This window comes from Yoonia sp., from assembly GCF_036007805.1.
Lineage (GTDB): Bacteria > Pseudomonadota > Alphaproteobacteria > Rhodobacterales > Rhodobacteraceae > Yoonia.
The window spans coordinates 1-22,557 of sequence record NZ_DASYOK010000260.1; the positions used below are offsets into that span (position 1 = coordinate 1).

Genomic DNA, 22,557 nt, shown 5'->3' on the forward strand with positions numbered 1-22,557 from the left:
TCAAAGAGGTGAACCGTTTGATCCGCGCGTCAGGTGTCTCATCGGGAACAATCTCTGCGAATGCGGCAGCGATATCCGGGTGCGGTTGTGCGTTCCATGCTTTGGTCAACACCCGTGTCGCATAGCGCGCATTGCCTTCACCGATATATCCGCGCGCCGCCATAATCGCCGCCGGAATCAGATCAGGTGAAAGGCGGTTTGCCTCGATCGCGGCTTCGCGGGCTTCAATGGTTTTGCCTTCATCCAGAATGTCACGCGCCTGTGATAGCGCCAGCACCGCATCGCGGCGCTTGTGCACATCGCGGGGCAGGCTACCGGATTTCAACTTGGCACCCAGCGTTTTGCGCGCACCTTCCCAATCCGATTTCTCGGCCTGCAGGCGCAGCAATACATCCTGCGTTTCTTCATGCTTGGGTTTCAGCGCAAAAGCCTTTTGCGCAAGCGCCATCGCGGTGTCGGTGTCGCCCTCGGCCAGCTTTTGTTTCATGATGCCACGCACACCCACAAAGCGGGTTTTGTCATCCGCGAGCAGTTTCTTATAAGTCTCTTCCGCGGTCTTCCGGTCACCCGTCATTTCAGCGGCCTGTGCTGTCAGAAGGTTGGTCAACTGCGGTTGCTTGAGGTATTTATCCGCCCGCGCGGCCTTGGTCATGGCCAGATGTCCTTCGCCCGAGGCCAGCGCCATCATGCCTTCGCTCAATGCCTCATATCCCTTGCGCTCGCGGTTACGGTCAAAGTAACGCGATATCGCGGTCTCATCACCATTGAGGAACTTGAAGGTGGCCACCATCAGCGCCATCAGCTTCAACCCCAGCCACACGGCAACAACCAGTACGAGAAGGGCAAAGACCATCTCGAGCGGGCTGAGCGTGAACTCCTGACCTGCGACATCAACTGTGGTGCCACCGTCCACTTCCATCAACTGCGTGCCGCCGTAGGTCAGGGCTGTGACAAGGAGGACAAACGCTATAATTTTTGTAAGTGACCAAAGCATAGGGTTCGCCTTTAGTTATCTGAAAGGGATGTGGAAAGAATATCGACTGCGGCAATCGCATCGGCACGTTGCTCGGCCTGCGCCAGCCAGTCGGACATTTCAGCACGTGCAACTTCGGGCAGGGCGCTGATCTCGGCCAAAGCATCCGACAGGCGGCCAGACCGCACAGCAGCTTCGGCACGGGACAGGATCGCGTCGGCACTGCTGCCTTCGCGCGGCGTGGTCGAGCGCACGTCCAACTGGTTCCGCAGGAACGCGCCAAAGCCTGTTGCTTCCTCGCCCGAGACACCTTCCGAACGGGCCGTTGCCAATGCGGCGCGGGCAACGTCGGGGAACTGGTCTTGCAGGCTGGCAAGGGTGGGCACACCGTCCTGAACCGCAAGCAATTCTGCAGGCGCGCTCTGCGTGGTCGCCGCCTCAAGATCGCCAAGGGCGGCACCAATGGGCGCGCCACTTTCAAGTGCGGTCTGGACGCGCGACAAAGCAGCACGTGCGGCGGCGTTGCGCGCAGCAGCAGCGGCGTTTTCCTCAATCGAGGCTGCTGCCGCGCGCGCCTCTTCCAACTCGGTTTGCGCGGCATTGGTCATTTCGGCGATCTGCGCACGCAGCGCGTCCAACTCGGCTGAAACGCCTTCGCCAGTGGCTTCGGAAATCACGGTCGTGGCAGGGCGCGCCGCGAGCTCATCAACGCGCGCCTGCATATCGGACAACTGTGCCGCCATATCCGCTTGCGCGGTCTCTATCCCGCTTAAATCTACCTGAGGAGTGGCTTCGATACGCTGTTCAAGCAGGCTGATCTGTGTCGCTTGCGCACTGATCTGGTCGACAAGGGTGGTGTCAGCGGCAGGTGTTGTGAGCGATGCAACGGCAAACCCGATCACACCGGCAAGAAGCCCGCCCAGCGCAAGCGGGAAAAATCTACCGCCTTGTGATTTCGGTTGCGCGGGCGCGGCAGTTTTTGACGTTTCTGGCACGTTTGGTTTTTCCGCAGGCTTGGGGTCTTCGCGCGTTTGTGCCGCTTTTGCAGTTTCAGAAGACTTAACAGCAGGCACAGATGGCGCGGCTTTGGCATGCACCTCGGGCGGAATCGCATCAACCATCGGCTGAACGGCCGCAGCCGATTCGGTCGCTCCCTCGCCGGAAGTTGCTGCATTCTTTGGTTCTGCTGGTGTCTTTCGACCCTTAGCTGGCTGTTTTGCCACGTTTTCACCCCTTCAGAGCCTTACCCGCCATATAGACAGATCAGGTTTAGACTATCTTGCATCCGCAGGACCCTCAAGCAAAGCGCCTGCCTACGCCCTGTGACCAGAGTGCGCATGCAGCGCATCCAGCGTTGCATCCAGCATCGCGGGCATATCGGGGTGCTTTGCCACCGTTATCTGCCGCGTTGATCCGTAACCGAAAGCCTCGGCCACGGCTTGACTTAGCGCAATCACATGCACAGGCGCATAAAAAGGCCCCTGCTTGCGCAATATGGTGGCTGTGCGCGGGGAAAACAGGGGGAAGATGACCGGTTCCTGCGCATCAAGGGCGCGTTTTGCATCATTATTCAGCATCTGGGGTTGCTGATCGTAGGCAATGACATCCGCGCAATCCAACCCTGCCGCGCGCAACCGATCCTTGACCGCCCCCCGCGTATGTTTGCCACGCAGATGCACAAGGCAGCCTTGTGGCCGTGCCGCAATGATGCCAGCAATCAACCCATCCGCATCACCCGGCCCGATATGTGGCACAAAACCGGCCTCCTGTGCCAAGGTACCGGTCTTTTCACCAACGCACCACGCAGGGATTCCCTTTGGAATATTCAGCCGTTGGGCAGCTTCAACCCCATGGGCCGAAGTGAAGATCACCACGTCAACGGAATCAATCCGTGGGGTCAGCGGGACGATCCGCATCAAGGGTGATATCACCACCTCCAGCGGGCCCGACCAGCGCGCAGCAATCTCGGCTGCAAAACTGTCGCTTTGCGCCTTTGGGCGGGTCAGGATCATTGTTGCGGTCATGCTGCACCATTGTTTGCACGTTCCGGCAGTGTTACCTGCGACAGAGCAACACGCAACCGGAAGCGCTATGACACGCTCTTTGACGATCCTAGGCATTGAAAGCAGCTGCGATGATACGGCGGCGGCGGTCGTGCGGGATTGCGATGTGCTGGCCTCGGTCGTTTATGGGCAAACGGCGCTGCATGCGGAATTCGGCGGCGTGGTGCCGGAAATTGCCGCAAGGGCACATGCGGAAAAGCTGGATCACTGTATTGAAGAAGCTCTGGCAGAGGCGGGTGTCACATTCGCCGACCTCGACGCCATTGCCGTCACTGCCGGTCCCGGCCTGATTGGCGGGGTGCTTTCCGGTGTGATGTGCGCCAAGGGATTGTCCGCCGCGACAGGTTTGCCTTTGATTGGCGTGAACCATCTGGCAGGTCACGCCCTGACCCCGCGCCTGACAGATCAGCTGACCTATCCTTATCTGATGTTGCTTGTCTCGGGCGGGCACTGCCAGTTCCTGATCGTCGCGGGCCACGACAGCTTTCAACGGATCGGTGGCACCATTGACGACGCCCCCGGCGAAGCTTTTGACAAGACGGCGCGGCTGCTGGGATTGCCGCAACCCGGTGGGCCATCGGTAGAGAAGGCCGCAAAGACCGGTGATGCGCGGCGCTTTCCGCTGCCGCGCCCGCTGCTGAACCAGCCGGGGTGCGATATGTCGTTCTCTGGCCTGAAAACCGCGATCTTGCGCGCCCGCGACAGTGTTGTTGCGGAAAAAGGCGGGCTTGCCACGCAGGATCAGGCCGATCTGAGCGCGAGCTTTCAGGCGGCAATCACTGATGTGCTGATTGAAAAGTCCCGTCGCGCGCTTGACGCCTATCTGGCGCTGAACCCTGGAAAACCGGCTTTTGCGATTGCCGGCGGTGTGGCAGCAAACACTGCTGTGCGAGAGGGTTTGATGGCGCTTTGCGCAGAGTTAGAGACTGATTTTGTCGCACCACCACTCCGTCTGTGCACCGATAACGCGGCAATGATCGCCTATGCGGGGCTGGAACGTATGCAGGCCGGCGAACAAGATGACCTGACGCTTTCGGCAAGGCCCCGTTGGCCGTTGGATAAACGTGCGGCACCGATGCTGGGCTCGGGCAAGAAGGGGGCAAAGGCATGAAAATCGGGATTGCAGGCGGTGGTGCGTTCGGGACCGCCTTGGGCGTCGCATTGGCCTTGGATGGAAACACAATTCATCTTTGGGCACGTGACGCGCAGCGCGTGACGCAGATGCAGGAAACACGCGAGAACCCGAAGCTACCCGGTGTCACTCTCCCCCAAAATATGACCTTTTCAGCAGCGTTAGAGCCGCTTTTTGCCTGCGACACGATCCTCATTGCCATCCCCGCACAAACGTTGCCCGCTTTTCTGACAGCCAATGTTGAGGCACTCAGGGGCAAGACCCTTGTCGCCTGTTGCAAGGGCATCGACCTGCAACGCATGACCGGCCCCGCCAGCACGATCCGCGATCTGGTACCGGCTGCAAATGCGGCCATGTTGACCGGTCCCAGTTTTGCCGCCGATATCGCGCGCGGCCTGCCCACAGCGCTGACTTTGGCCTGTGCCGATGACGCATTGGGGGCCATGCTACAGACAGCCCTCTCGACCACAAGTATCCGCCTTTACCGCACAACAGACACTATTGGTGCGGAATTGGGCGGTGCCTTGAAGAACGTCATGGCGATTGCCTCGGGCGTGGCGATCGGCGCGAAACTGGGCGAAAGCGCACGCGCGGCGCTCATCACCCGCGGTTTCCCCGAAATGCAGCGTCTTGCGCTGGCTTTGGGCGCGCAGCCAGACACGCTGGCGGGGCTATCCGGCTTCGGTGATCTGGTGCTGACCTGCACCTCGGAGCAATCGCGCAACTACCGCTATGGGCTGGCGCTCGGGTCCGGTGCTGATTTTGACCTGACCACAACGGTCGAAGGCGTCGCCACTGCCCGCGCGGTGCGGCAATTGGCACAAGAGCTTGGAATTGATATGCCTATCTGCGCTGTCGTGGCTGACCTGACCGAAGGCAAAACAGACGTCGCGACCGCGCTCAATACACTTCTCTCACGCCCATTAAAGGAAGAATAAATGCGCTTTGCCCTGATGACAAAAGACAAACCCGGTGCTCTGCAAACCCGCATGGATAATCGCGAGGCCCATTTGGCCTATATCGCCGAAACCGGCGTTGTCGAAATGGCCGGTCCTGTTCTGGATAAGGACGGGCAGATGTGCGGTTCGCTCATCGTGCTGGATGTTGAAGATCTGGCGGCGGCGCAGGCCTGGGCCGACAATGATCCCTACGCCAAGGCAGGGTTGTTTGAGGCGGTCACATTGCGCGCGTGGAAAAAGGTGATCGGCTGATGGCATATTGGCTCTTCAAGTCCGAACCCGATGTCTGGGGCTGGGATGCGCAGGTGGCCAAAGGCGATACTGGCGAACAATGGGACGGTGTGCGCAATTATCAGGCGCGCAACAACATGCGCGCGATGAAACTGGGCGAGAAAGGGTTCTTTTACCACTCGCGCACAGGGCTCGAGATTGTGGGGATTGTCGAAGTTTGTGCAGAGGCGCATCCGGATACGACCACGGATGACCCACGTTGGGACTGCGTTGACGTGAAAGCCCTGCGCCCCTTCTCCAAGCCCGTCACGCTTGAGACGATCAAGGCGGACCCGCGCCTGAAAGACATGGTGCTCGTTAATAACTCGCGCCTGTCGGTCCAACCTGTGAGCGAAGATGAATGGCAAATCATCTGTGCTTTGGGTGAAACAAAGGCTTAAGGAAGTTATAGAAAGAGGGTCCGACAGCTGCCGAACCCTCTTTCACCCCGCGTGCTCCACATCCACCACACGCAACTGATTCCGGTTCGACCGTTCTGGCCTACAACTGGTGTTAGCGTTTAATCACAGGGCCACGCAACAAGTTAGCGCTTCAAAAACGTTTCAAATCAGCCTGATATGCGACAGCCGACCGCAGAACGCCCGCCGAATCGGCAGGCGTTCAGTGTCGAAAAACTGTGTTCTTTAACCGTAGACGGCTTCTTTGCCGAAGTGTTTGGTCAGCATGTAATAGACAACGGCACGGTATTTGTTGCGCTCGGACTTGCCATAGGTCTCGAGGACAGAGGCGATCGCCGCATCAAGCTCGGGGCTGTCTTTCAGGCCAAGTTTCTTCACAAGGAAGTTGTTCTTGACGGTTTCGAGTTCGGCAGGCTGGCTACCAGCAACAGTCGAGGCGTCAGCATTGTAGATTGCGGGGCCGCAGCCGATGGTCACCTTTGTCAGAAGGTCCATGTCTGGCGACATGCCACATTTGTTTTTCAAATCATCCGCATACTTCGCAATCAAATCGTCTCTTTTACCCATGAGAATGTCCCCGGTGTTGTCTTTTGTTTCTAAAAAACGGTCAAGTCTGCCGCCGTGGGCATAAGTTAACGGGTCTGCGTCGCTTTGGTAAAGAAAAAAGCCTGCGGTCGGCGGGGTTTTACCACTGTATCGCTGTTTGACCGCCTGATCACGCGTGATCACAGCGGTGTGAGCTCTGAAACTTGATCCCGGATCTTTACGTGACTGTTGCACCAAAACTTTGGAACCCAAACAAAACAAGGACGCAACTATGTCAGTAAACAAGATTCTTATCGTCACTGCCGTCGCATTGGCACCGGCTATGGCACAAGCCCAGGATTGGACCGGCGCTTATGGCGGTCTCACCTTCGGTGGTGCCGACATTGAAGCAACAGTGAAAGCCGCTGATGTCGAACTCGAAGGCGATGGTTCATCCGTTGGTTTCTTCGCAGGTTATAACTATCAAATGGGCAATATCGTCTATGGTGGTGAATTTGATCTGGATGGCACAGATTACGAAATCGCAGATGGCGCAGTAAAGGTTGAGAGCACAGCACGTCTGAAGGCGCGCGTCGGTGCGCCCATTGGCAACGGTCTCGCCTACGGTGTGGTCGGTGCCGTTGGCGCAACATCAAATGAGGTCAATGACGGTCGCGGCGTTCTTGTCGGTGCAGGTTATGACATGAAGCTGTCCGAAAATCTGTTGATCGGTAGCGAACTGCTGTTCCACAACTTTGAAGATGACGACCTTGAGGTGGATGTGACCACACTGCGTCTGCGCGTCGGCTTCAGCTTCTAACCCCGCCTCTCCTTACATTCCCAAGACCGGCGCGAGGGGCACCTCGCGCCAATTTTGTTAACGGCAGAGGCCCCATCCGCGCGATTGCAGATGAAAGTGATCCGCATGGAGGCGGTTGTAGTCAGGTGAAAGTGTCAGGCTGAACCAATCGCACGCGCCATCCCGCACAGCACGCAGAAAGTCACCCTTGCGACCGGGTGGTTCCCAGTCTGCCAAGAGCCTGACCTGCCCGCCATCGGCCAGCTGAAACCCCGCAATATCAATCGCATCCGCGGTCGCATGTGTGCTCATCCGCGGGGAGGGGCCACCGCCAGATCGGATTGTGCGACAATTGTAGCTGCCAATGTGGTCAATGGCTGTGACAGATGTCTGCAGAAACTCTGCTGCGGCGGGCTGTACACTATGCGTTTCCCACATCGCCAGTCGCAGGGCGATCGCGCAACGCGTTTCAATCGGGAACACCCGCGCATCGCCCACGCCCCGCAGATCAACGCGGTCGCGGATAAAACACTGGTCACTTTCCTCTAACGGATCAAGCGGTTGCAAGCTTGCGAAACCGTCCAGTGTCGCAAGGCATTGCGCCTGATCCGCTGCTGCACGATCCAGTTTCCATGCCGTGAGCGGCGTCACCGGATCGCTGACGCGCAACGGCACCGTTGGGTTCCACTCACGCGGCAAGGGTGTGTCGGGATGGACCAGCACCTGATACCCGCCGTAGGCCAGCACCCCCGCAAAGAAAAACGCAGCAAGACCGCTTATCAGGGCCCAACTGCGTTGTTTCTTTTTGACCTGCCTTTGCGCGGCCTGCTGCGCCATCTGCTGACGTTTGGCATGCCGCATAAAGGGTTAGTACCGGTAGTGTTCAGGCTTGAACGGGCCTTCGACGGTGACGCCGATGTAATCCGCCTGATCTTTCTTCAACTCGGTCAGTTTCACACCGATCCGGGCAAGGTGCAGACGTGCGACCTTTTCATCAAGACGCTTGGGAAGGATATGCACGCCAACTTCGTAAGCATCGCCGTTGTTCCATAGTTCCATCTGCGCTAGCACCTGGTTGGTGAAGGAGGCAGACATCACGAAAGACGGGTGGCCAGTCGCGTTGCCAAGATTCAGCAAACGGCCCTCGGAGAGCAGGATCAGACGGTTGCCGGACGGCATCTCGATCATGTCGACCTGTTCTTTGATGTTGGTCCACTTGTGGTTCTTGAGCGCCGCGACCTGAATTTCGTTATCGAAGTGGCCGATGTTGCCGACGATCGCCATATCCTTCATCTCGCGCATATGCTCGATGCGGATAACGTCCTTGTTGCCGGTTGTGGTGATGAAGATGTCGGCGCTATCCAGCACGTCCTCCAACAGAACAACTTCGAACCCGTCCATCGCGGCTTGCAATGCGCAGATCGGATCAACCTCGGTCACTTTCACGCGGGCACCGGCACCGGCAAGTGACGCGGCCGAGCCTTTGCCCACATCGCCGTAACCGCAGACAACAGCAACCTTGCCTGCCATCATCGTGTCAGTGGCGCGGCGGATGCCGTCAACCAGCGATTCCTTGCAGCCATATTTGTTGTCGAACTTGGACTTGGTGACGCTGTCGTTCACGTTGATCGCTGGAAAAGGCAACTGGCCGTTCTTGTGCAGATCATAGAGGCGGTGAACACCGGTTGTCGTTTCCTCGGACACGCCCTTGATTGCGTCGCGCGTTTTGGTGAACCAGCCGGGGCTGGCCGCCATACGTTTGGCGATCTGCGCCTTGATGACCGCTTCTTCTTCGGACTGGGGGACAGGGATGATCTCTTCGCCCGCTTCGGCACGTGCGCCCAGCAGAACGTAAAGCGTGGCATCACCGCCATCATCAAGGATCATGTTTGCGCCTTCTGGGAACATGAAAGACTTATCCAGATAGTCCCAATGCTCTTCCAGCGACTGCCCTTTGATCGCGAAAACCGGCGTGCCGCCCGCCGCAATGGCTGCGGCAGCGTGATCCTGGGTCGAGAAGATGTTGCAAGATGCCCAGCGCACGTCGGCACCCAGCTCAACCAGCGTTTCGATCAGAACGGCAGTCTGGATTGTCATGTGCAAGGAGCCGACAATGCGCGCGCCTGCGAGCGGTTTCTTGTCGCCATACTCTTCACGCAGCGCCATCAGACCCGGCATTTCCGTTTCCGCGATATCAAGCTCTTTGCGGCCAAATTCTGCAAGGGCGATGTCCTTGACGATATAGTCTTTCATTACTGCCTCCTCGGCGGGCGTTAATCAATTTGAAGCGCTGATAGCAGGCGTTTCCCCCTGCGACAATGGCAGCAGTGTCGCGCCTAAGTGACAATCACTTACGAACTCTTAAAGGCAGGAGAGTTCATGCCAAGACGGGTGATGCAACCCACACCATGGTTTACGATTTGCAGACACCCCAGTATGTCAGAAGTTGCTGAACCAAGGAGCCACTATGCCCAAAGCCCAACCCCGCGCATGGCAGCGTATGTTATCCGGACGCAGGCTCGATCTTCTGGATCCGACACCTGTCGATATCGAGATTGAGGATATCGCCCATGGTCTTGCCTTTGTGGCGCGCTGGAATGGGCAGACAAAAGGTGACTTTGCCTATTCAGTGGCCGAACATTCGCTCTTGGTCACTGAAATTTTCACACGCCAGCAACCCAAAGCGCCGGTCAAGTGGCAGCTGGCGGCTCTTCTGCATGATGCGCCCGAATACGTCATCGGCGACATGATCAGCCCGGTCAAGGCGGCTGTCGGTCCGGACTACGGGCTTTTGGATGACCGTTTGACTGCTGCGATCCATCTGCGGTTCGGACTGCCCGCACAAATACCTGTCGCAGTCAAAAAGCAGATCAAGAAAGCCGATAAGCTCTCTGCTTGGCTCGAGGCGATCCAGATCGCCGGATTCACACAGGCAGAGGCCGATAAGTACTTCGGAAAACAGGATCCTGAACTGGCAGGAAGCCTCCAGATCAGGTTGCGCCCACCTGTAGCTGTGCGCGACGATTATACCGCGCACTATCACAAGCTGGCGGCCGCTCTCTAGTTTGATTCAAAAGCGCAACGCTTGATTAATGACTCTCGGCGCATACTCGGCAGACAACGCTGCAGGGATGAAAAATGCGCTGGAAATCCAAACCGCTTGAGGTAGTCAGGCGGCCCTTCTTATTACGCAAGCCCGAGAGGCTATGGGCGCACTACTGCTTTGCACTCATGATTGTCCTGTGTCTTATCATCATCAGCTATGTACAGAACCGCACCATGGTTGACCGGGGCCTGTTGGCGGCGCAAGCAATCAAACGCAGCAACGAACAAGTTCTGGCCGCCCAAGACATCATCACGATTTCCGATGGATTGGTCGGCGCCAATGCTGCGGATCTTGCCGAATTCGATAATGCCGTGCTCAATTTTGAAACCCTCTATGCTGACTTGCTGGCATCACAACCCAGCTGGCATCTTTTTGACGACAACCTTGTCGACGCAACCCGGCCTCTGAATCAGAAAACGACAACATTCCTGTCTGTCGCCAAACAATTCGCGACAGCGCCACCTGACCAGCGTTTCGGCCTGAACCTACGTCTCAAATATGTCTACCAGCAAAGCAGCCTGCACGACGATCTGCTTGAAGTGGCAAACATCATCAGCGCAAGATTCAAGGCCGAGGCAACCCGCTTCCAGACCCAACAAAAAGCCATGCTTCTGGCGTCCGGTCTTGTCTTGCTAGCCGAAGCGTTGTTCATCTTTCGACCTGCGCAGATATCCGTGGTGTCAAGCATGCAGTCTATGCGCAAGACCACCAACGACCTGCGCAGATCCCAAGATAAGTTAAAGAGCATGAATGCGCAGCTTGAGCATATGGTTCGGCATGACCCGTTGACCGGTTTGCCGAACCGCAGGTCCCTGATCGAATATCTTGACCATATCAAGGCTGATAAACGCACGGATGACTGGAGCCTGCTCCTTGTCGGTCTTGACGGTTTTAAGTCGATCAACGACACGATCGGCCACGACTATGGAGACGCGCTTTTGATCGCTGTAAGCAATGCTTTAAAAAGCTGTGTCGATTTTGAGCATCTGGTTGCACATGTCGGAGGAGATGAATTTGTTCTCATCTCCAACGAGGCAAGCGAATACCTCATCAAACGGATCTTCGCATCACTCAATGAACCCTTCGAGATATCAGGGCGGCGCATCCCGATAAATGCCAGCATTGGATACCTCGCAATTGGCGACAGTATCCGCCAAACACATGATTTGCTGGCAGATGCAGAGATCGCACTACAGTTCGCCAAAAATACGGGCGGCAAAAAAGCGCAGGCCTTTAACCAGCATCTGCGGGATGATCTTGGTTCTATGCAGCAACTACAACTCGACCTGACAGATGCGATCCGGAACGGCGAAATCGAACCGTGGTTTCAACCACAAGTGCGCCTTGCAGACGGGCGGCTGCATGGTGCCGAGGTTTTGGTGCGCTGGCGGCATCCCACCCGCGGCTTGCTCACCCCCGACATGTTCCTGCCTGCCGCAGAGCGTGCCGGCCTGATGATTGATCTGGACTTCGCTGTCTGGAAATCAGCCATGCATCTGGCGCGCGGTTGGCAAGATGCCGATGTTTGGCGGCCCGTTATCTCATTGAACGCCGCACCGGACACCATTGCTGATCCCTATCTGATCGAGCGGTTTTTGCGCATGCTCCGGCTTTCCGGCCTTGAGGCGGATCAAGTGACCGTTGAGGTCCTTGAAACGACGTTTATCAATGGCAAGGATGATCTTGCATCGATCAATATCGACAGCCTTGCAGAATGCGGAATTGCACTTGAACTCGATGATTTCGGAACCGGCTATGCATCGCTTTCAAAGCTGACACAGCTGCCATTGGCGGGGATCAAGCTTGACCGGTCGCTGATCGCTTCCCTTCCTGATCAGGCAGCGGACAGTGTCGTGCGCGCAATCCTTGCACTTGCCGCCGAGCTTGGGCTGCAAGTCATTGCCGAAGGTGTTGAGGAAAACGCCCAGGCGCTCCATCTAAGCGAGCGCGGGTGCAATGTTGGACAAGGCTATGGCTTTGGCCGGCCGATGCCGGCCGACGAGTTCACAACTTGGCTTATTGCCAATGCCAAAAGCACGCTGAAAGCAGGGCCGGAAATCGCGCAGATCGCATGAAGCCCTTGAGGAATAGCCGCACAATCCGTATTTGACCCTCAACAGGCTGACCAGAAAAGGGCAATACATGGCCAACCACCTTTACAAGAATGATCTGCCGAACGGGCTTGATCTGGGCCCGATTGTCGCAATTGACTGCGAAACCATGGGGTTGAACCCACATCGTGACCGGCTTTGCCTGATCCAGATGTCCGGCGGCGACGGGGACTGCCATCTTGTTCAGGTCACCCCTGGCCAGACCGCAGCGCCAAATCTCTGTGCGATGCTGGAAAACCCCGATGTGCTCAAGCTTTTCCACTTTGGCCGTTTTGACATCGCCGCCCTTTTGAATGCCTTTGGCGCTGTAGCGGCCCCCGTCTATTGCACCAAAATCGCCTCAAAACTGGTGCGCACCTATACAGACCGCCACGGGCTTAAGGTTTTGTTGCAGGATATGGTTGGCGTCGACATTTCAAAGCACCAACAGCAAAGCGATTGGGGCGCACCGGTTTTGACGGACGCGCAACTTGATTACGCAGCCTCTGATGTCCTTTACCTTCACCAGCTGAAGGAAAAATTCGATATCTTGCTGGCCCGCGAAGGGCGCACCGAAATCGCGCAGGCCTGTTTCGACTTTCTGCCAACACGTGCCAAACTTGATCTTGCGGGTTGGCCCGAACTTGACATCTTTTCGCACTGATGGCGGATCATCAGAAATTTCTGGCCACAGCGCGGCGCGTGATCACGCAAGAGGCCGACGCGCTGACCATTCTGTCAGACGGGTTGAGCGATAGTTTCGGACAGGCGGTTGCGCTTTTGTTGGATGCCAAGGGGCGGGTCATCGTCTCTGGCATGGGAAAATCAGGGCATATCGCCCGCAAGATCGCTGCAACATTCGCCAGCACCGGCACGCCCGCACATTTCGTGCACCCTGCCGAGGCAAGCCACGGTGATCTGGGCATGATGACGCGCGGTGATGTTGTGCTGGTGCTGTCCAATTCAGGCGAAACACCCGAACTTGCCGATCTTGTCGCCTATACGCGGCGCTTCGGCATCCCGATGATCGGTGTCGCCAGCAGGCCGGAAAGCACGCTCTTGCAGCGCGCCGATGTCGCCATCGTCTTGCCCGCCCTGAAAGAGGCTTGCGGTACCGGTGTCGTGCCCACAACATCAACCACCATGACGCTTGCGCTGGGCGATGCCCTTGCTGTCGCGTTGATGGAGCACCGCGATTTCACGCCGGAAAACTTCCGTGAATTCCACCCCGGTGGCAAACTGGGCGCACAATTGTCGAAGGTCTCGGACCTGATGCATGTTGATAGCACTGTCCCTCTGGTTGCGGCGGAAACCCCGATGAGCGAGGCGCTTTTGGAGATCAGCCAAAAAGGGTTCGGCGTTGTTGGTGTTGTGGATCCTGACAAGCGCCTGATCGGGATCGTCACAGACGGGGACCTGCGGCGCCATATGGCGGGTTTGCTGGATCATACCGCGGGTGAAGTCATGACCGCGCACCCTGCAACAGTCGCACCCGCCGCACTGGCAGAAGAGGCTGTGGCCATGATGAACGCAAAGAAGATTACCTGTCTTTTCGCGGTTGATCCCAACGGTGACGGCCAAGTGTCAGGGTTCCTGCATATTCACGACTGCCTGCGCGCCGGGATTGTCTAGCCTTGGGCCCGTCCGAACATCTCTATTCCCAGCTTGTAGGATGGGCCAAGATCATCCTCCCGCTGGGGGCTTTGGCGCTGCTATCGACATTGTTCCTTTTTGCGCGCGCAACACCAGATCAGGACAACATTACCGTCGCAAACGTCGAGGCGATTGCTCGCGAACAGCGCGTCTCGGCACCAGAGTTTTCCGGTGTGACTGACGATGGTGCCGTGATCGTCGTATCCGCGGCAACAGCGCGACCTGACACAGACCGCCCCGACACGATGAGCATCAGTGATATGCGTCTTCGCATGGACAATGCCGATGGCAGCAGCGTTGAGGTGACGGCAACCGAAGGCGAGGTTGATGGACGCGGCCAGATCGCACGTTTTCTTGGCCTTGCCCGGCTGATCACGTCGGACGGGTATCAAATGGAAACCAACGGATTGATCGCCGAGCTTGCAACGGGGCGGATTACATCGAACGGCCTTTTGGAAATCCGCGCGCCATTTGGTGAACTGACCGCCGGAAAGTTCACATTTCAGTCGGCAATGGACGGCAAAGCGCAGGAGATACTGTTCACTGACGGTGTCCGCCTGTTATATAGACCGCAAACACCGTGATGAAGGACACTGCATCTATGCTGAAAAAGATCGCATTTTGCGCAGTTCTTTCACTCACGTTGCCCTTGACGGCCTATGCCCAGACCAACATCAATCTGGGCGGCATGGAGGTTGACACAAGCGCGGCTGTCGAAGTGACGGCGGATAGTCTTTCGATTGATCAGGCCAGCGGCACCGCCGTTTTTGCCGGAAACGTGATGATTATTCAGGGCGATCTGCGCCTGACAGCGGGCCGCGTCGAGGTGGTCTATGGTGCGGATACGTCAGAAATCGCGCGTCTGCTTGCATCCGAAGGTGTGACTTTTGTCACCGCAGATGAGGCCGCAGAAGCGCAGCAGGCCGATTATGATATCGCCAGTGGCCTTTTGGTGATGACAGGGAATGTATTACTAACGCAGGGGTCCAGCGCGATTTCGGCTGGTCAGATGACAATCAACGTGACAGATGGCACCGCCACAATGGAAGGACGCGTGCGCACCGTTCTGCAACAAGGTGGTAACTGATGCCTGATGCGCCGCAACTCAGCATCAAGGACGGTGACGTTGGGCTGCACATCGTCAATTTGCGCAAAAGCTATCGCAAGCGGCCAGTGATCCGCGATGTCAGCATTGATCTCGGGCGGGGTGAAGTGGTGGCGTTACTTGGGCCGAATGGTTCGGGAAAAACGACCTGCTTTTATTCCATTGCCGGGCTTATCACCCCCGAAGGCGGCCGCGTGATCATTGATGGCCGCGATGTGACAACCCTGCCAATGTATCGTCGCGCACAGCTTGGGATCGGGTATCTACCGCAGGAGATGTCAATCTTTCGGGGCATGTCCGTCGAGGATAACATCATGTCGATCCTTGAAATCGCGGTCCCCGACAAACATCGGCGTAGAGAGCGGCTGGAAGAGCTTTTGTCCGAATTCTCGATCGAACACCTGCGCCGCGCCTCGGCGATGGCCCTTTCGGGTGGCGAACGCCGGCGGGTCGAGATCGCGCGCTGCCTTGCCGCCGGGCCCAAATACGTCCTGCTGGACGAACCTTTTGCTGGCGTTGACCCGATTGCAGTGGCCGAAATCCGGCATTTGGTGGCGGACCTGAAGAACCGCGGTATCGGTGTGTTGATCACAGACCACAACGTGCAGGAAACGCTTCAGATCGTTGACCGCGCCTATATCTTGCACGATGGCAAAGTCCTGATGAGCGGCACAACCCAAGAGGTAATCAAAGATGAAAACGTCCGCCGCGTCTATCTGGGGAACAACTTCCGCGTAAACTGATTCTTTTGCGCCGTTAATCTTTGCATCATTGACAACTGACCTCGATTCATCGCCAAATACAGAGGATGACAAACCCGTTTTCTTTCCCCGCTTGCTTGCCGGCCCACCGCCGATCAATGCGGATAAGGTTAACAATAACGGGGTGTTATCGTGATCCAATCATATAACTTTGCTTTGCTTTGCCGATGTATTGGTGAAGATCCTTGTTCTGTTATGATCCAATAAAGGAGATACGATGCGTTACCAAATCAGCGGAAAACAAATCGACATTGGTGCAGCCTTACAAACTCATGTGCAGACCGAGTTGGGGGAAATTCTGAGCAAGTATGCGGGACGCCCGACTGAGGCTTATGTCGTGTTTTCAAAATCAGGCCACGAATATGTCTGTGAATCCGTCGTGCATCTTTCAACTGGTCTCACCGCTCAGGCAACGGGCAAAGCGAACGAGATTTACGCCGCTTTCGATGCAAGTGCCGAGAAAATGGACAAACAGCTGCGCCGCTATAAGCGCCGCCTGAAGGATCACCACAAGGAACGATCACAGCCAGTTGAACTTTCGGACGCCGGATCATATATCCTCGAATCAAGAGAAGAGTCTGACGAGGATGCGCAAGATTCGTTTAATGCGATGATCGTTGCCGAGATGGAGACGAAAATTCCGTCACTGTCTGTTGGCGAGGCGGTCATGCAGATGGAGATTGCCAGTGCTCCGGTGTTGGTTTTCCGGAACGAAAAACATAACGGGGTCAACGTCGTTTACCGGCGGGACGACGGAAACATCGGATGGATCGACCCACGCAATTCGGGTTAGTCCGAAATATCAATTGAGAGACGCAATCAATGCAACTTGGCGATATTCTGCAAGCGAACGCTGTAAAGTCTATTTCGTCTTGCACCAGCAAGAAGCGTCTCTTCCATGATCTGGGCGAACTTGCCGAGGCCAACTATGGGATCAGCGCGTCCAGCATCATCGAAGCATTGATGGAACGCGAAAACCTTGGCCCAACAGGTGTGGGCCAAGGTATTGCACTGCCTCATGCGCGCATGACCGAGGCCAAAGATATTTTTGGCCTATTCCTGCGCCTTGAAAAGCCGTTGGATTTTGATGCCGTTGACCGCCAGCCTGTGGATCTTGTTTTCGCATTGATCGCCCCCGAGGATGCAGGTGTTGAACACCTCAAAGCACTGGCATTGGTGTCACGCACACTGCGTAATACGGCGATCTGCGGCAAACTGCGCGCCAATCAAGACCCAAATACGCTGCATACAATCCTAACTGCTGTCGAATCTACGCAGGCAGCCTAGCGCCAGTTTCCAAATCCAAAAGCAGCGTAATCGCGCGCATAGGCTTCGCGTGCTGCGGCTTCGAGCGAGGGATCATAGATAGCGGCAAGGCGCCCTTCCCACTGATGCGCCGTATCCGCCAGTATCGGCGATCGCACCAAACCGACCTGCCGCGCAATAAAGCCGAGGCCTTCTGCCAGTTTTTCCTCGCGCAGAATATGATCGGGCAACGCGAATTGCGCCATGCCCTGCAATAGCGTCAGTTGGCTGGCCCATGACGTATCGACGCGAATGCTGGTTTGTCCGGCGAGATTTGTCTTGAGGAAATTCACAAAGCCCTCAAAGGCATGCCGGTGATCCGCGTCCGTATAGTTGCCCGTGTCAGCAAGGTCTGGTGCAGCCTGAGGTAGCTTAACCTTATGCACCCGTATCAGGTTTGCACGAATTTCCGGCAGGCACTGCGGACCATCAAGCAAAATCCGGTCACAAAACGCGGCATGTGCACGCGCAAGCGGATGCCGCAAGACGGCAAAGCTCCGGTGTGTTTCTTGGGCCTCCTGCCACATCCGCAGCGACTTTTGCGTAAACTTTCTGATCAGCGCCTCGGGCTGCGCATGATCCAGATCAGCCAACCATTTCCGCACAGCTTGGTCCGGACCAGACCGCAACGGCATATATAAAACACCCGATTGCGGGGCCGCGACATAAGACGGGATCGCAGGGCCGCGGTTCGGTTCAAAATGCGGAGTCCGCCCCAGATCAAAGCGATCTAGGCGCTCCAAAGCAGATGTCATCTCATCATAGTTACTTACCCGTTCCTCCAAAGGTGCGGGATTTTGCTTTTTGAGCTTCTTGTTGACATTGGACAGCCGCGCATCAACCCCGAGAAACTGCGCCAGGCCGTTCAGCACGTCCAGATCGCGCAGGTCGTCATAATTGATGTAAAACGCGGTTTGACCGCTAGTCTGCAGCGCATATTGAACCCGCACCTGAAAGGCCTGTATGGCCTCAAGATGCGCCTCAAACGCGGCAGGATCGAATGTGATCGACGTTGATTTCGAATGCGTGGCATTCGTCAGTTTCCATTGCCCCGTCGCCTGCGCAATCTTCCAGCTGACAAAACTATCCAGCGGATTGCGTGTCAGGACGATCTTCGCACAGCGCGGATCTTCGATGCAGGTATTCAGAATGCGCGGATCATGGTCGTGAAAGAAACGAAAGCCCGCCAATGCGTCGCTTTCCTTAATCTTGCCGAGCAAGGCAAAGGGATCTTTTTCGCGGGCATCCCTGTCAATGCCGAGCAGGCTGTCATTCTTCGGGTAACCCACAAAGGACGGGTTAAAGGCCTCACCATGGCAAGTCACGCCATCAAGCATGTTGATGTTGGCTTCAAGAAGGTTGGAGCCAGTCCGCATTTCCGCCAGCAAAATGAAATAGTCGAACCTGCTCATTTTCCGCTAATCACATAGGGTTTGCGCAGCACCACCGGTTTAGTGGCAGGCGCGGTGCCAGCAGTAATGTCACCAGTCAGGAACGGGTGCATGCCCTGATTTTTCAGCTCTTGGAGATAATCCGGCAGACCCGCCAAATCGCGCATTTCGGGGGCCTCTTTGATGGCAAGTCCGCGGTGCCCCGCAATCTCGTCAATAATCGTTTGCAAGACAGCCATCGGCGCTTCGACAAACTGGGCCAAAGTCATGATTTTGATCCGCGCCCGCGCGTCGGGGGATCGCAGCACCTTAAGGAATTTATCCTCGATACGTTGCAGGCGCGCTGCCTCTGCTCGTACTTCGCTTGCAGACCGGCCAGAGCAGAAAAGCGGGATCGACCATGCGCCCGACACCACCCAGATGCTGGCCTGTGTGTCTTTGGCCAAGGTCCAGCGGATATTTTGGGTATCGGTCGGGCCGAACTGAAAACAGTGTTGTCTGTCGCGGCCGTTCCAGATCAGATTGCTGAGGAACATTTTACCGTTGTAGTCGCGAAGCCGCGCATTGTCAGAAATGCAGCCGCGGTAAACCTCGCTCTCATCCGCAAAATGGGCGCGGTCTTTTGCATAAAGATGCCCGTGCACCACAGCACCCGTTTGCTGTGTCAGCCATGATTGAAAATCAGGGAAAATATCATCTAGCCCCTGCAACACTGCATAGGGGGCAGCCGCAATACTGGTTTGGCGGTCAATGCTGGGAAAACGGCTTTGCATAAAGAGGCCCTGCCGCCCCAATGTACGCCGGTGAACAGCTTGTGCAAAAACGCGGTCTACCGTGCCTGAATTGGGCTCTTGAGCTTGGTGTAGGGGGTCTCCAGATGCGGGAAAGGTGTTGAACAAAACACTGGCATCACGCCAGATTTTCCGGGCTACAAAGCATTTCGAGCGCTGCAAGAGCTCGACGTGATCATCAAAAAAGATGTGCGGTTTGCCCTTAAAATCAAACTTTGCCAAGGTCAGCGACCGGCTTTCGATCTTGCGGGAATGGAGCCGCGCCAGAGTCTGATAGTAGCTTTCATCAGGAATCCAGACCTTGCGGAAATACGTGTCGTAAGTCTCACGGTTCGGGTCTCGCAAAATGGCGTCAAGGGTTTGCCGTGTCAGGCACCACCACTGCGAACCCATGTGGGGCACAACACCTTCGGGAATGCGGCGTTTGTAACCGACCGCCTGCTGCAATTTCACAAAGGCATCAAACAGCTTCCGGCGCTTTTTCCATGCAAAGGGGAACCGCAGGGTAAAGCGTTCGCGATCAAGCCCGCCAATGGTCCAGTGCACATCCGCCGTTGTCGCGCTTTCGATGAAATCGGTGTCAGGGCGCGCATCCAGATAGCTCCGCAACTCGGAAATCGGACGCAGCGGAAGACAAGCACCAGAGGCCAGAAACACATGCTGAACCTCCGGAAATTCTTCCAGTAAAAGCGTTCCCGCTTGTTGGGATGCGGCCACCAACCCCCAAGTGCCCCATTCACAGCGGTGCCGTGCGCAAAAGCGCACATCAGGCAGGTCTGCCAAAGCCCCGACAAACCGGTCAAAAGCTACCGCCGGCACATTACTGTCGACGTGGATAACAACAGGACAGCCCGCACCGGCCCAATGGCGCACCATCTGTTCGGCGCGGTCAAAGGCGGTATGGACCAGCATGATGACACCCAAGCTCATGCCCAGTTCCCCTTGGACATCAGTCCCAAGACCTCAAGCTGTCGCCAATTGATGTATTGCTCGCTCCACTGACACCACAAGTCAGGGTCGGCACCTTGCCGTTCCGCGTAGGTTCTATATTCGCGCCCGCCCTTGTAGTGCTCGGCGCGTTTTGCCTCTTCAAGGACGCGGTCACCAAAGGTGTTCAGGAATTTCGCGTGTAGCAAGATACCGGATGTCTTTTCCCCACCCTGCTGATCGTAAACGAGGTTCAATCCGCGCGGCAGCATCATATGGGTCGAGCTGACATATGCATAGGGGCGCCGCCATTTCACAAAAGGTATTTTATTCAGCGCGGGGGCCTGCTTGGGCTTGCTTGCAAAGAAACTGCGCGCACGTGGCCCGCCCTGTATCCAGAGGTTTTTCAGCAGCTTGTTCTGGCTCATGAAATAATTGCCCGGATCAAACCAGTTGGCCGTTTGAAAAGGATCATCGCCGCGCCGATACGTCGTCTGACTCACTGGTCCTTTGGGGTACATATCCAGCAACATCGCCCCGAAAGACCGCAAATCAGACGCGTCCAGCCAGTCTGCCAAGGCGCGAATAGGCCGTGTGTCGCAGAATGGGTAGACAAAGAACTCATCCACATCGACCGTCAGCGCCCAATGCCCGTGTGCGTATTTGCCTTGCAAATAGGTTAGCCAGTCAACGCCATAACGCGCCTCACCGTAAGGCGCATCAGTACGCCACAAAGACACATCAGGCTGATCGCGGGCGAAATCGCTTCCTGCGTCCTCGCTCCCGTTGTCGATCATCAAGAAATGGTTGATGCCGAGCTTGCGATAGTAGTCAAAGAAGAACGGCAGGCGGATGTCTTCGTTACGGAAGGTGCAGAAAAGCAAGACATCATTGGGCGCTATGTCCTTCGTGCGGTCCGTTACCGCGACAAGCTCCCGCCCCTTGCGCAGGGCACGAATCCGCAAGAGTTTTCGCTGCCACCGCAAACGATATGACGTCAAAATGCTCACAATAACTGTGCCCTATTCCGGTTCGTTCCGGCCTGCATATCAGACCCAGCGCCCCTTTGACATCAGCCCAAGTGCGACCAGTTGCACATCACCACTATACCGATGGGACCCTTCATACCAGAAATCAGGGTTTTCGGTCAGGTGCTGATGATAATCCTGATAAAGTGCCGTGTTTTGAAAATGCTGCCCCCGTTCAAGCTCTTCCACAGACTTTGCCCCGATCATCGGCAGGAACTTGGTGTGGAGCAAGGCACCGCTTGCTTTGCTGTTACCTTCAAAATCAAAAACATCGTGCAGGCGGGTCGGCAATATCTGATGGGTTGAACTGACATAGGCATAGCGCCATGACCAACGCACCAATGGCGTTTTGTTCAACGTCGGTGCGCGTGCAGGTTCGTTTGCGAAGAACACACGATCGCGGACGCCGCCCTGTATCCACAGGTTACCATAGTAACGATGGACCTGATGGCGATAATTATCGGCATCAAACCACGCCAAAGTCCTCGTCGGATCATCGCCGGGCAAATAGGTGGCGTCCTCCAGCGGGCCTTTGGGGTAAAGGTCCAGCATCAGCGCACCGAATGAGCCGTGGCCTTGCCCGTCCAACCATGTTGTCAGTGCTTTCAGATCGCGCGCTTCATGATCGGGATAGATCAAGAGTTCGTCCGCATCGACCGTCAAACACCAATGACCATTGCCGTACTGCCATTGCAGCCAGCCCAGCCAATCCATGCCGAAACGGGCAAGACGATAGCTTTGTTTGGTTGTCCAGACCGATACATCGGGCTGCTGCGCCAGATATTCCGCTGTGCCATCATCGCTGTCGTTATCGACGATCAGAAAATGATCGACGCCAAGTCTGCGGTAGTGCTCCAGAAAATATGGCAGCCGGATGATCTCATTACGGACGGTCACGAATGAAAGGATCGCTTCAGGCCGGATCTGGCCCGTGCGATCTACAGCAACAGAAATTTCATGACGCTTGCGCCAGATGCGAAACAGGAACCGCCGCCGCTTCCACCGCAGGCGATACGCATGCCAAAGGTCCATTTGCAGCCTTACTGCGCTGCCTGCTTTGTCGCATGCATCTGCGCCAGAAATTCCGCGAACTCATCACGAAGCTCTTCGCGTGCAAGCGCAAAGGCAACGGTCGCCTGCAGGAAACCTGCCTTGGACCCGCAATCATAGCGCTGCCCGTCAAAGCGATAGCCGAACACATTGCGGCCTGCGCGAATTTCTTCGGCAATAGCGTCCGTCAGCTGTATTTCACCACCGGCA

24 protein-coding genes and 1 pseudogene are annotated in these 22,557 nt (G+C 56.4%); 14 read left to right on the forward strand and 11 right to left on the reverse strand.

Annotation, left to right across the window (positions count from 1 at the left end):
• The 3 genes from VGP75_RS14025 to VGP75_RS14035 form a co-directional block, all read right to left on the reverse strand.
• Positions 1-994, reverse strand: a 994-nt coding sequence (locus VGP75_RS14025; protein WP_327544258.1) for a heme biosynthesis protein HemY, incomplete at its 3' end; no start/stop codon positions are given.
• Positions 995-1,005: 11 nt separating this feature from the next.
• Positions 1,006-2,094: a COG4223 family protein gene (locus VGP75_RS14030; protein ID WP_327544259.1), complete on the reverse strand. Its 1,089-nt coding sequence runs from the start codon at positions 2,092-2,094 to the stop codon at positions 1,006-1,008.
• Between the two features lie 192 nt (positions 2,095-2,286).
• Positions 2,287-2,997 carry a uroporphyrinogen-III synthase gene (locus VGP75_RS14035; RefSeq protein ID WP_327544260.1) on the reverse strand — a complete coding sequence of 237 codons (711 nt, stop codon included), beginning with the start codon at positions 2,995-2,997 and terminating at the stop codon, positions 2,287-2,289.
• Between the two features lie 67 nt (positions 2,998-3,064).
• Between VGP75_RS14035 and tsaD the strand changes: the two genes are divergently transcribed.
• From tsaD to VGP75_RS14055, 4 genes are read left to right on the forward strand one after another with little or no spacing between them, the layout of a single operon-like run.
• The gene (gene tsaD / locus VGP75_RS14040; RefSeq protein WP_327544261.1) at positions 3,065-4,147 is read left to right on the forward strand and encodes a tRNA (adenosine(37)-N6)-threonylcarbamoyltransferase complex transferase subunit TsaD; all 1,083 of its coding nucleotides are present in this window, start codon (positions 3,065-3,067) and stop codon (positions 4,145-4,147) included.
• On the forward strand, positions 4,144-5,106 hold the full coding sequence (locus VGP75_RS14045; protein ID WP_327544262.1) for an NAD(P)H-dependent glycerol-3-phosphate dehydrogenase: 963 nt from the start codon (positions 4,144-4,146) through the stop codon (positions 5,104-5,106). The genes tsaD and VGP75_RS14045 overlap by 4 nt, the downstream gene beginning before the upstream one ends.
• Positions 5,107-5,379 carry a YciI family protein gene (locus VGP75_RS14050; RefSeq protein WP_327544263.1) on the forward strand — a complete coding sequence of 91 codons (273 nt, stop codon included), beginning with the start codon at positions 5,107-5,109 and terminating at the stop codon, positions 5,377-5,379.
• Positions 5,379-5,798 carry an EVE domain-containing protein gene (locus tag VGP75_RS14055; protein ID WP_327544264.1) on the forward strand — a complete coding sequence of 140 codons (420 nt, stop codon included), beginning with the start codon at positions 5,379-5,381 and terminating at the stop codon, positions 5,796-5,798. Before VGP75_RS14050 ends, VGP75_RS14055 begins: the two co-directional genes overlap by 1 nt.
• A 243-nt stretch (positions 5,799-6,041) precedes the next feature.
• On the opposite strand, the gene VGP75_RS14060 is transcribed toward VGP75_RS14055, so the two are convergent.
• A complete protein-coding gene (locus tag VGP75_RS14060; RefSeq protein ID WP_327544280.1) occupies positions 6,042-6,383 on the reverse strand; it encodes a DUF2853 family protein in 342 nt (113 codons plus the stop codon).
• 250 nt (positions 6,384-6,633) lie between these two features.
• On the opposite strand from VGP75_RS14060, the gene VGP75_RS14065 reads away from it, so the two are divergent.
• Positions 6,634-7,161, forward strand: a complete 528-nt coding sequence (locus tag VGP75_RS14065) for an outer membrane protein (protein WP_327544265.1) — start codon at positions 6,634-6,636, stop codon at positions 7,159-7,161.
• A 57-nt stretch (positions 7,162-7,218) separates the two neighbouring features.
• On the opposite strand, the gene VGP75_RS14070 is transcribed toward VGP75_RS14065, so the two are convergent.
• A complete protein-coding gene (locus VGP75_RS14070; protein WP_327544266.1) occupies positions 7,219-8,001 on the reverse strand; it encodes an extensin-like domain-containing protein in 783 nt (260 codons plus the stop codon).
• Positions 8,002-8,007: 6 nt separating this feature from the next.
• Positions 8,008-9,393 carry an adenosylhomocysteinase gene (gene ahcY, locus VGP75_RS14075; protein WP_327544267.1) on the reverse strand — a complete coding sequence of 462 codons (1,386 nt, stop codon included), beginning with the start codon at positions 9,391-9,393 and terminating at the stop codon, positions 8,008-8,010.
• Between the two features lie 214 nt (positions 9,394-9,607).
• On the opposite strand from ahcY, the gene VGP75_RS14080 reads away from it, so the two are divergent.
• From VGP75_RS14080 to VGP75_RS14120, 9 genes are all read left to right on the forward strand, one after another.
• Entirely contained in the window at positions 9,608-10,204 is a 597-nt protein-coding gene (locus VGP75_RS14080; protein ID WP_414727808.1) for an HD domain-containing protein, read from the forward strand.
• Positions 10,205-10,419: 215 nt separating this feature from the next.
• On the forward strand, positions 10,420-12,321 hold the full coding sequence (locus VGP75_RS14085) for a putative bifunctional diguanylate cyclase/phosphodiesterase (RefSeq protein WP_327544268.1): 1,902 nt from the start codon (positions 10,420-10,422) through the stop codon (positions 12,319-12,321).
• Between the two features lie 67 nt (positions 12,322-12,388).
• On the forward strand, positions 12,389-13,000 hold the full coding sequence (locus VGP75_RS14090; RefSeq protein ID WP_327544269.1) for a ribonuclease D: 612 nt from the start codon (positions 12,389-12,391) through the stop codon (positions 12,998-13,000).
• On the forward strand, positions 13,000-13,968 hold the full coding sequence (locus VGP75_RS14095) for a KpsF/GutQ family sugar-phosphate isomerase (RefSeq protein WP_327544270.1): 969 nt from the start codon (positions 13,000-13,002) through the stop codon (positions 13,966-13,968). Before VGP75_RS14090 ends, VGP75_RS14095 begins: the two co-directional genes overlap by 1 nt.
• A 2-nt stretch (positions 13,969-13,970) precedes the next feature.
• The gene (locus VGP75_RS14100; RefSeq protein ID WP_327544271.1) at positions 13,971-14,573 is read left to right on the forward strand and encodes a hypothetical protein; all 603 of its coding nucleotides are present in this window, start codon (positions 13,971-13,973) and stop codon (positions 14,571-14,573) included.
• Positions 14,574-14,590: 17 nt separating this feature from the next.
• Positions 14,591-15,076, forward strand: coding sequence for an LptA/OstA family protein (locus VGP75_RS14105; RefSeq protein ID WP_327544272.1), 486 nt, complete (start codon positions 14,591-14,593; stop codon positions 15,074-15,076).
• A complete protein-coding gene (lptB, locus tag VGP75_RS14110) occupies positions 15,076-15,837 on the forward strand; it encodes an LPS export ABC transporter ATP-binding protein (protein WP_327544273.1) in 762 nt (253 codons plus the stop codon). The genes VGP75_RS14105 and lptB overlap by 1 nt, the downstream gene beginning before the upstream one ends.
• 235 nt (positions 15,838-16,072) lie before the next feature.
• Positions 16,073-16,648 (forward strand): ribosome hibernation-promoting factor, HPF/YfiA family, encoded by a 576-nt coding sequence (gene hpf, locus VGP75_RS14115; RefSeq protein ID WP_327544274.1) that lies wholly within the window; start codon positions 16,073-16,075, stop codon positions 16,646-16,648.
• A gap of 29 nt (positions 16,649-16,677) precedes the next feature.
• Positions 16,678-17,142, forward strand: a complete 465-nt coding sequence (locus VGP75_RS14120) for a PTS sugar transporter subunit IIA (protein ID WP_327544275.1) — start codon at positions 16,678-16,680, stop codon at positions 17,140-17,142.
• Here the strand turns inward: VGP75_RS14120 and VGP75_RS14125 are convergent.
• From VGP75_RS14125 to VGP75_RS14145, 5 genes and pseudogenes are all read right to left on the reverse strand, one after another.
• The gene (locus tag VGP75_RS14125; protein ID WP_327544276.1) at positions 17,139-18,572 is read right to left on the reverse strand and encodes a sulfotransferase family 2 domain-containing protein; all 1,434 of its coding nucleotides are present in this window, start codon (positions 18,570-18,572) and stop codon (positions 17,139-17,141) included. The genes VGP75_RS14120 and VGP75_RS14125 overlap by 4 nt on opposite strands.
• On the reverse strand, positions 18,569-20,272 hold the full coding sequence (locus VGP75_RS14130; protein ID WP_327544277.1) for a DUF5927 domain-containing protein: 1,704 nt from the start codon (positions 20,270-20,272) through the stop codon (positions 18,569-18,571). Before VGP75_RS14130 ends, VGP75_RS14125 begins: the two co-directional genes overlap by 4 nt.
• Positions 20,269-21,279, reverse strand: a complete 1,011-nt coding sequence (locus VGP75_RS14135; RefSeq protein WP_327544278.1) for a glycosyltransferase family 2 protein — start codon at positions 21,277-21,279, stop codon at positions 20,269-20,271. The genes VGP75_RS14130 and VGP75_RS14135 overlap by 4 nt, the downstream gene beginning before the upstream one ends.
• A 39-nt stretch (positions 21,280-21,318) precedes the next feature.
• Positions 21,319-22,329 (reverse strand): glycosyltransferase family 2 protein, encoded by a 1,011-nt coding sequence (locus VGP75_RS14140; protein WP_327544279.1) that lies wholly within the window; start codon positions 22,327-22,329, stop codon positions 21,319-21,321.
• A gap of 8 nt (positions 22,330-22,337) precedes the next feature.
• Positions 22,338-22,557: pseudogene (locus VGP75_RS14145) on the reverse strand (UTP--glucose-1-phosphate uridylyltransferase); the annotation flags it as partial.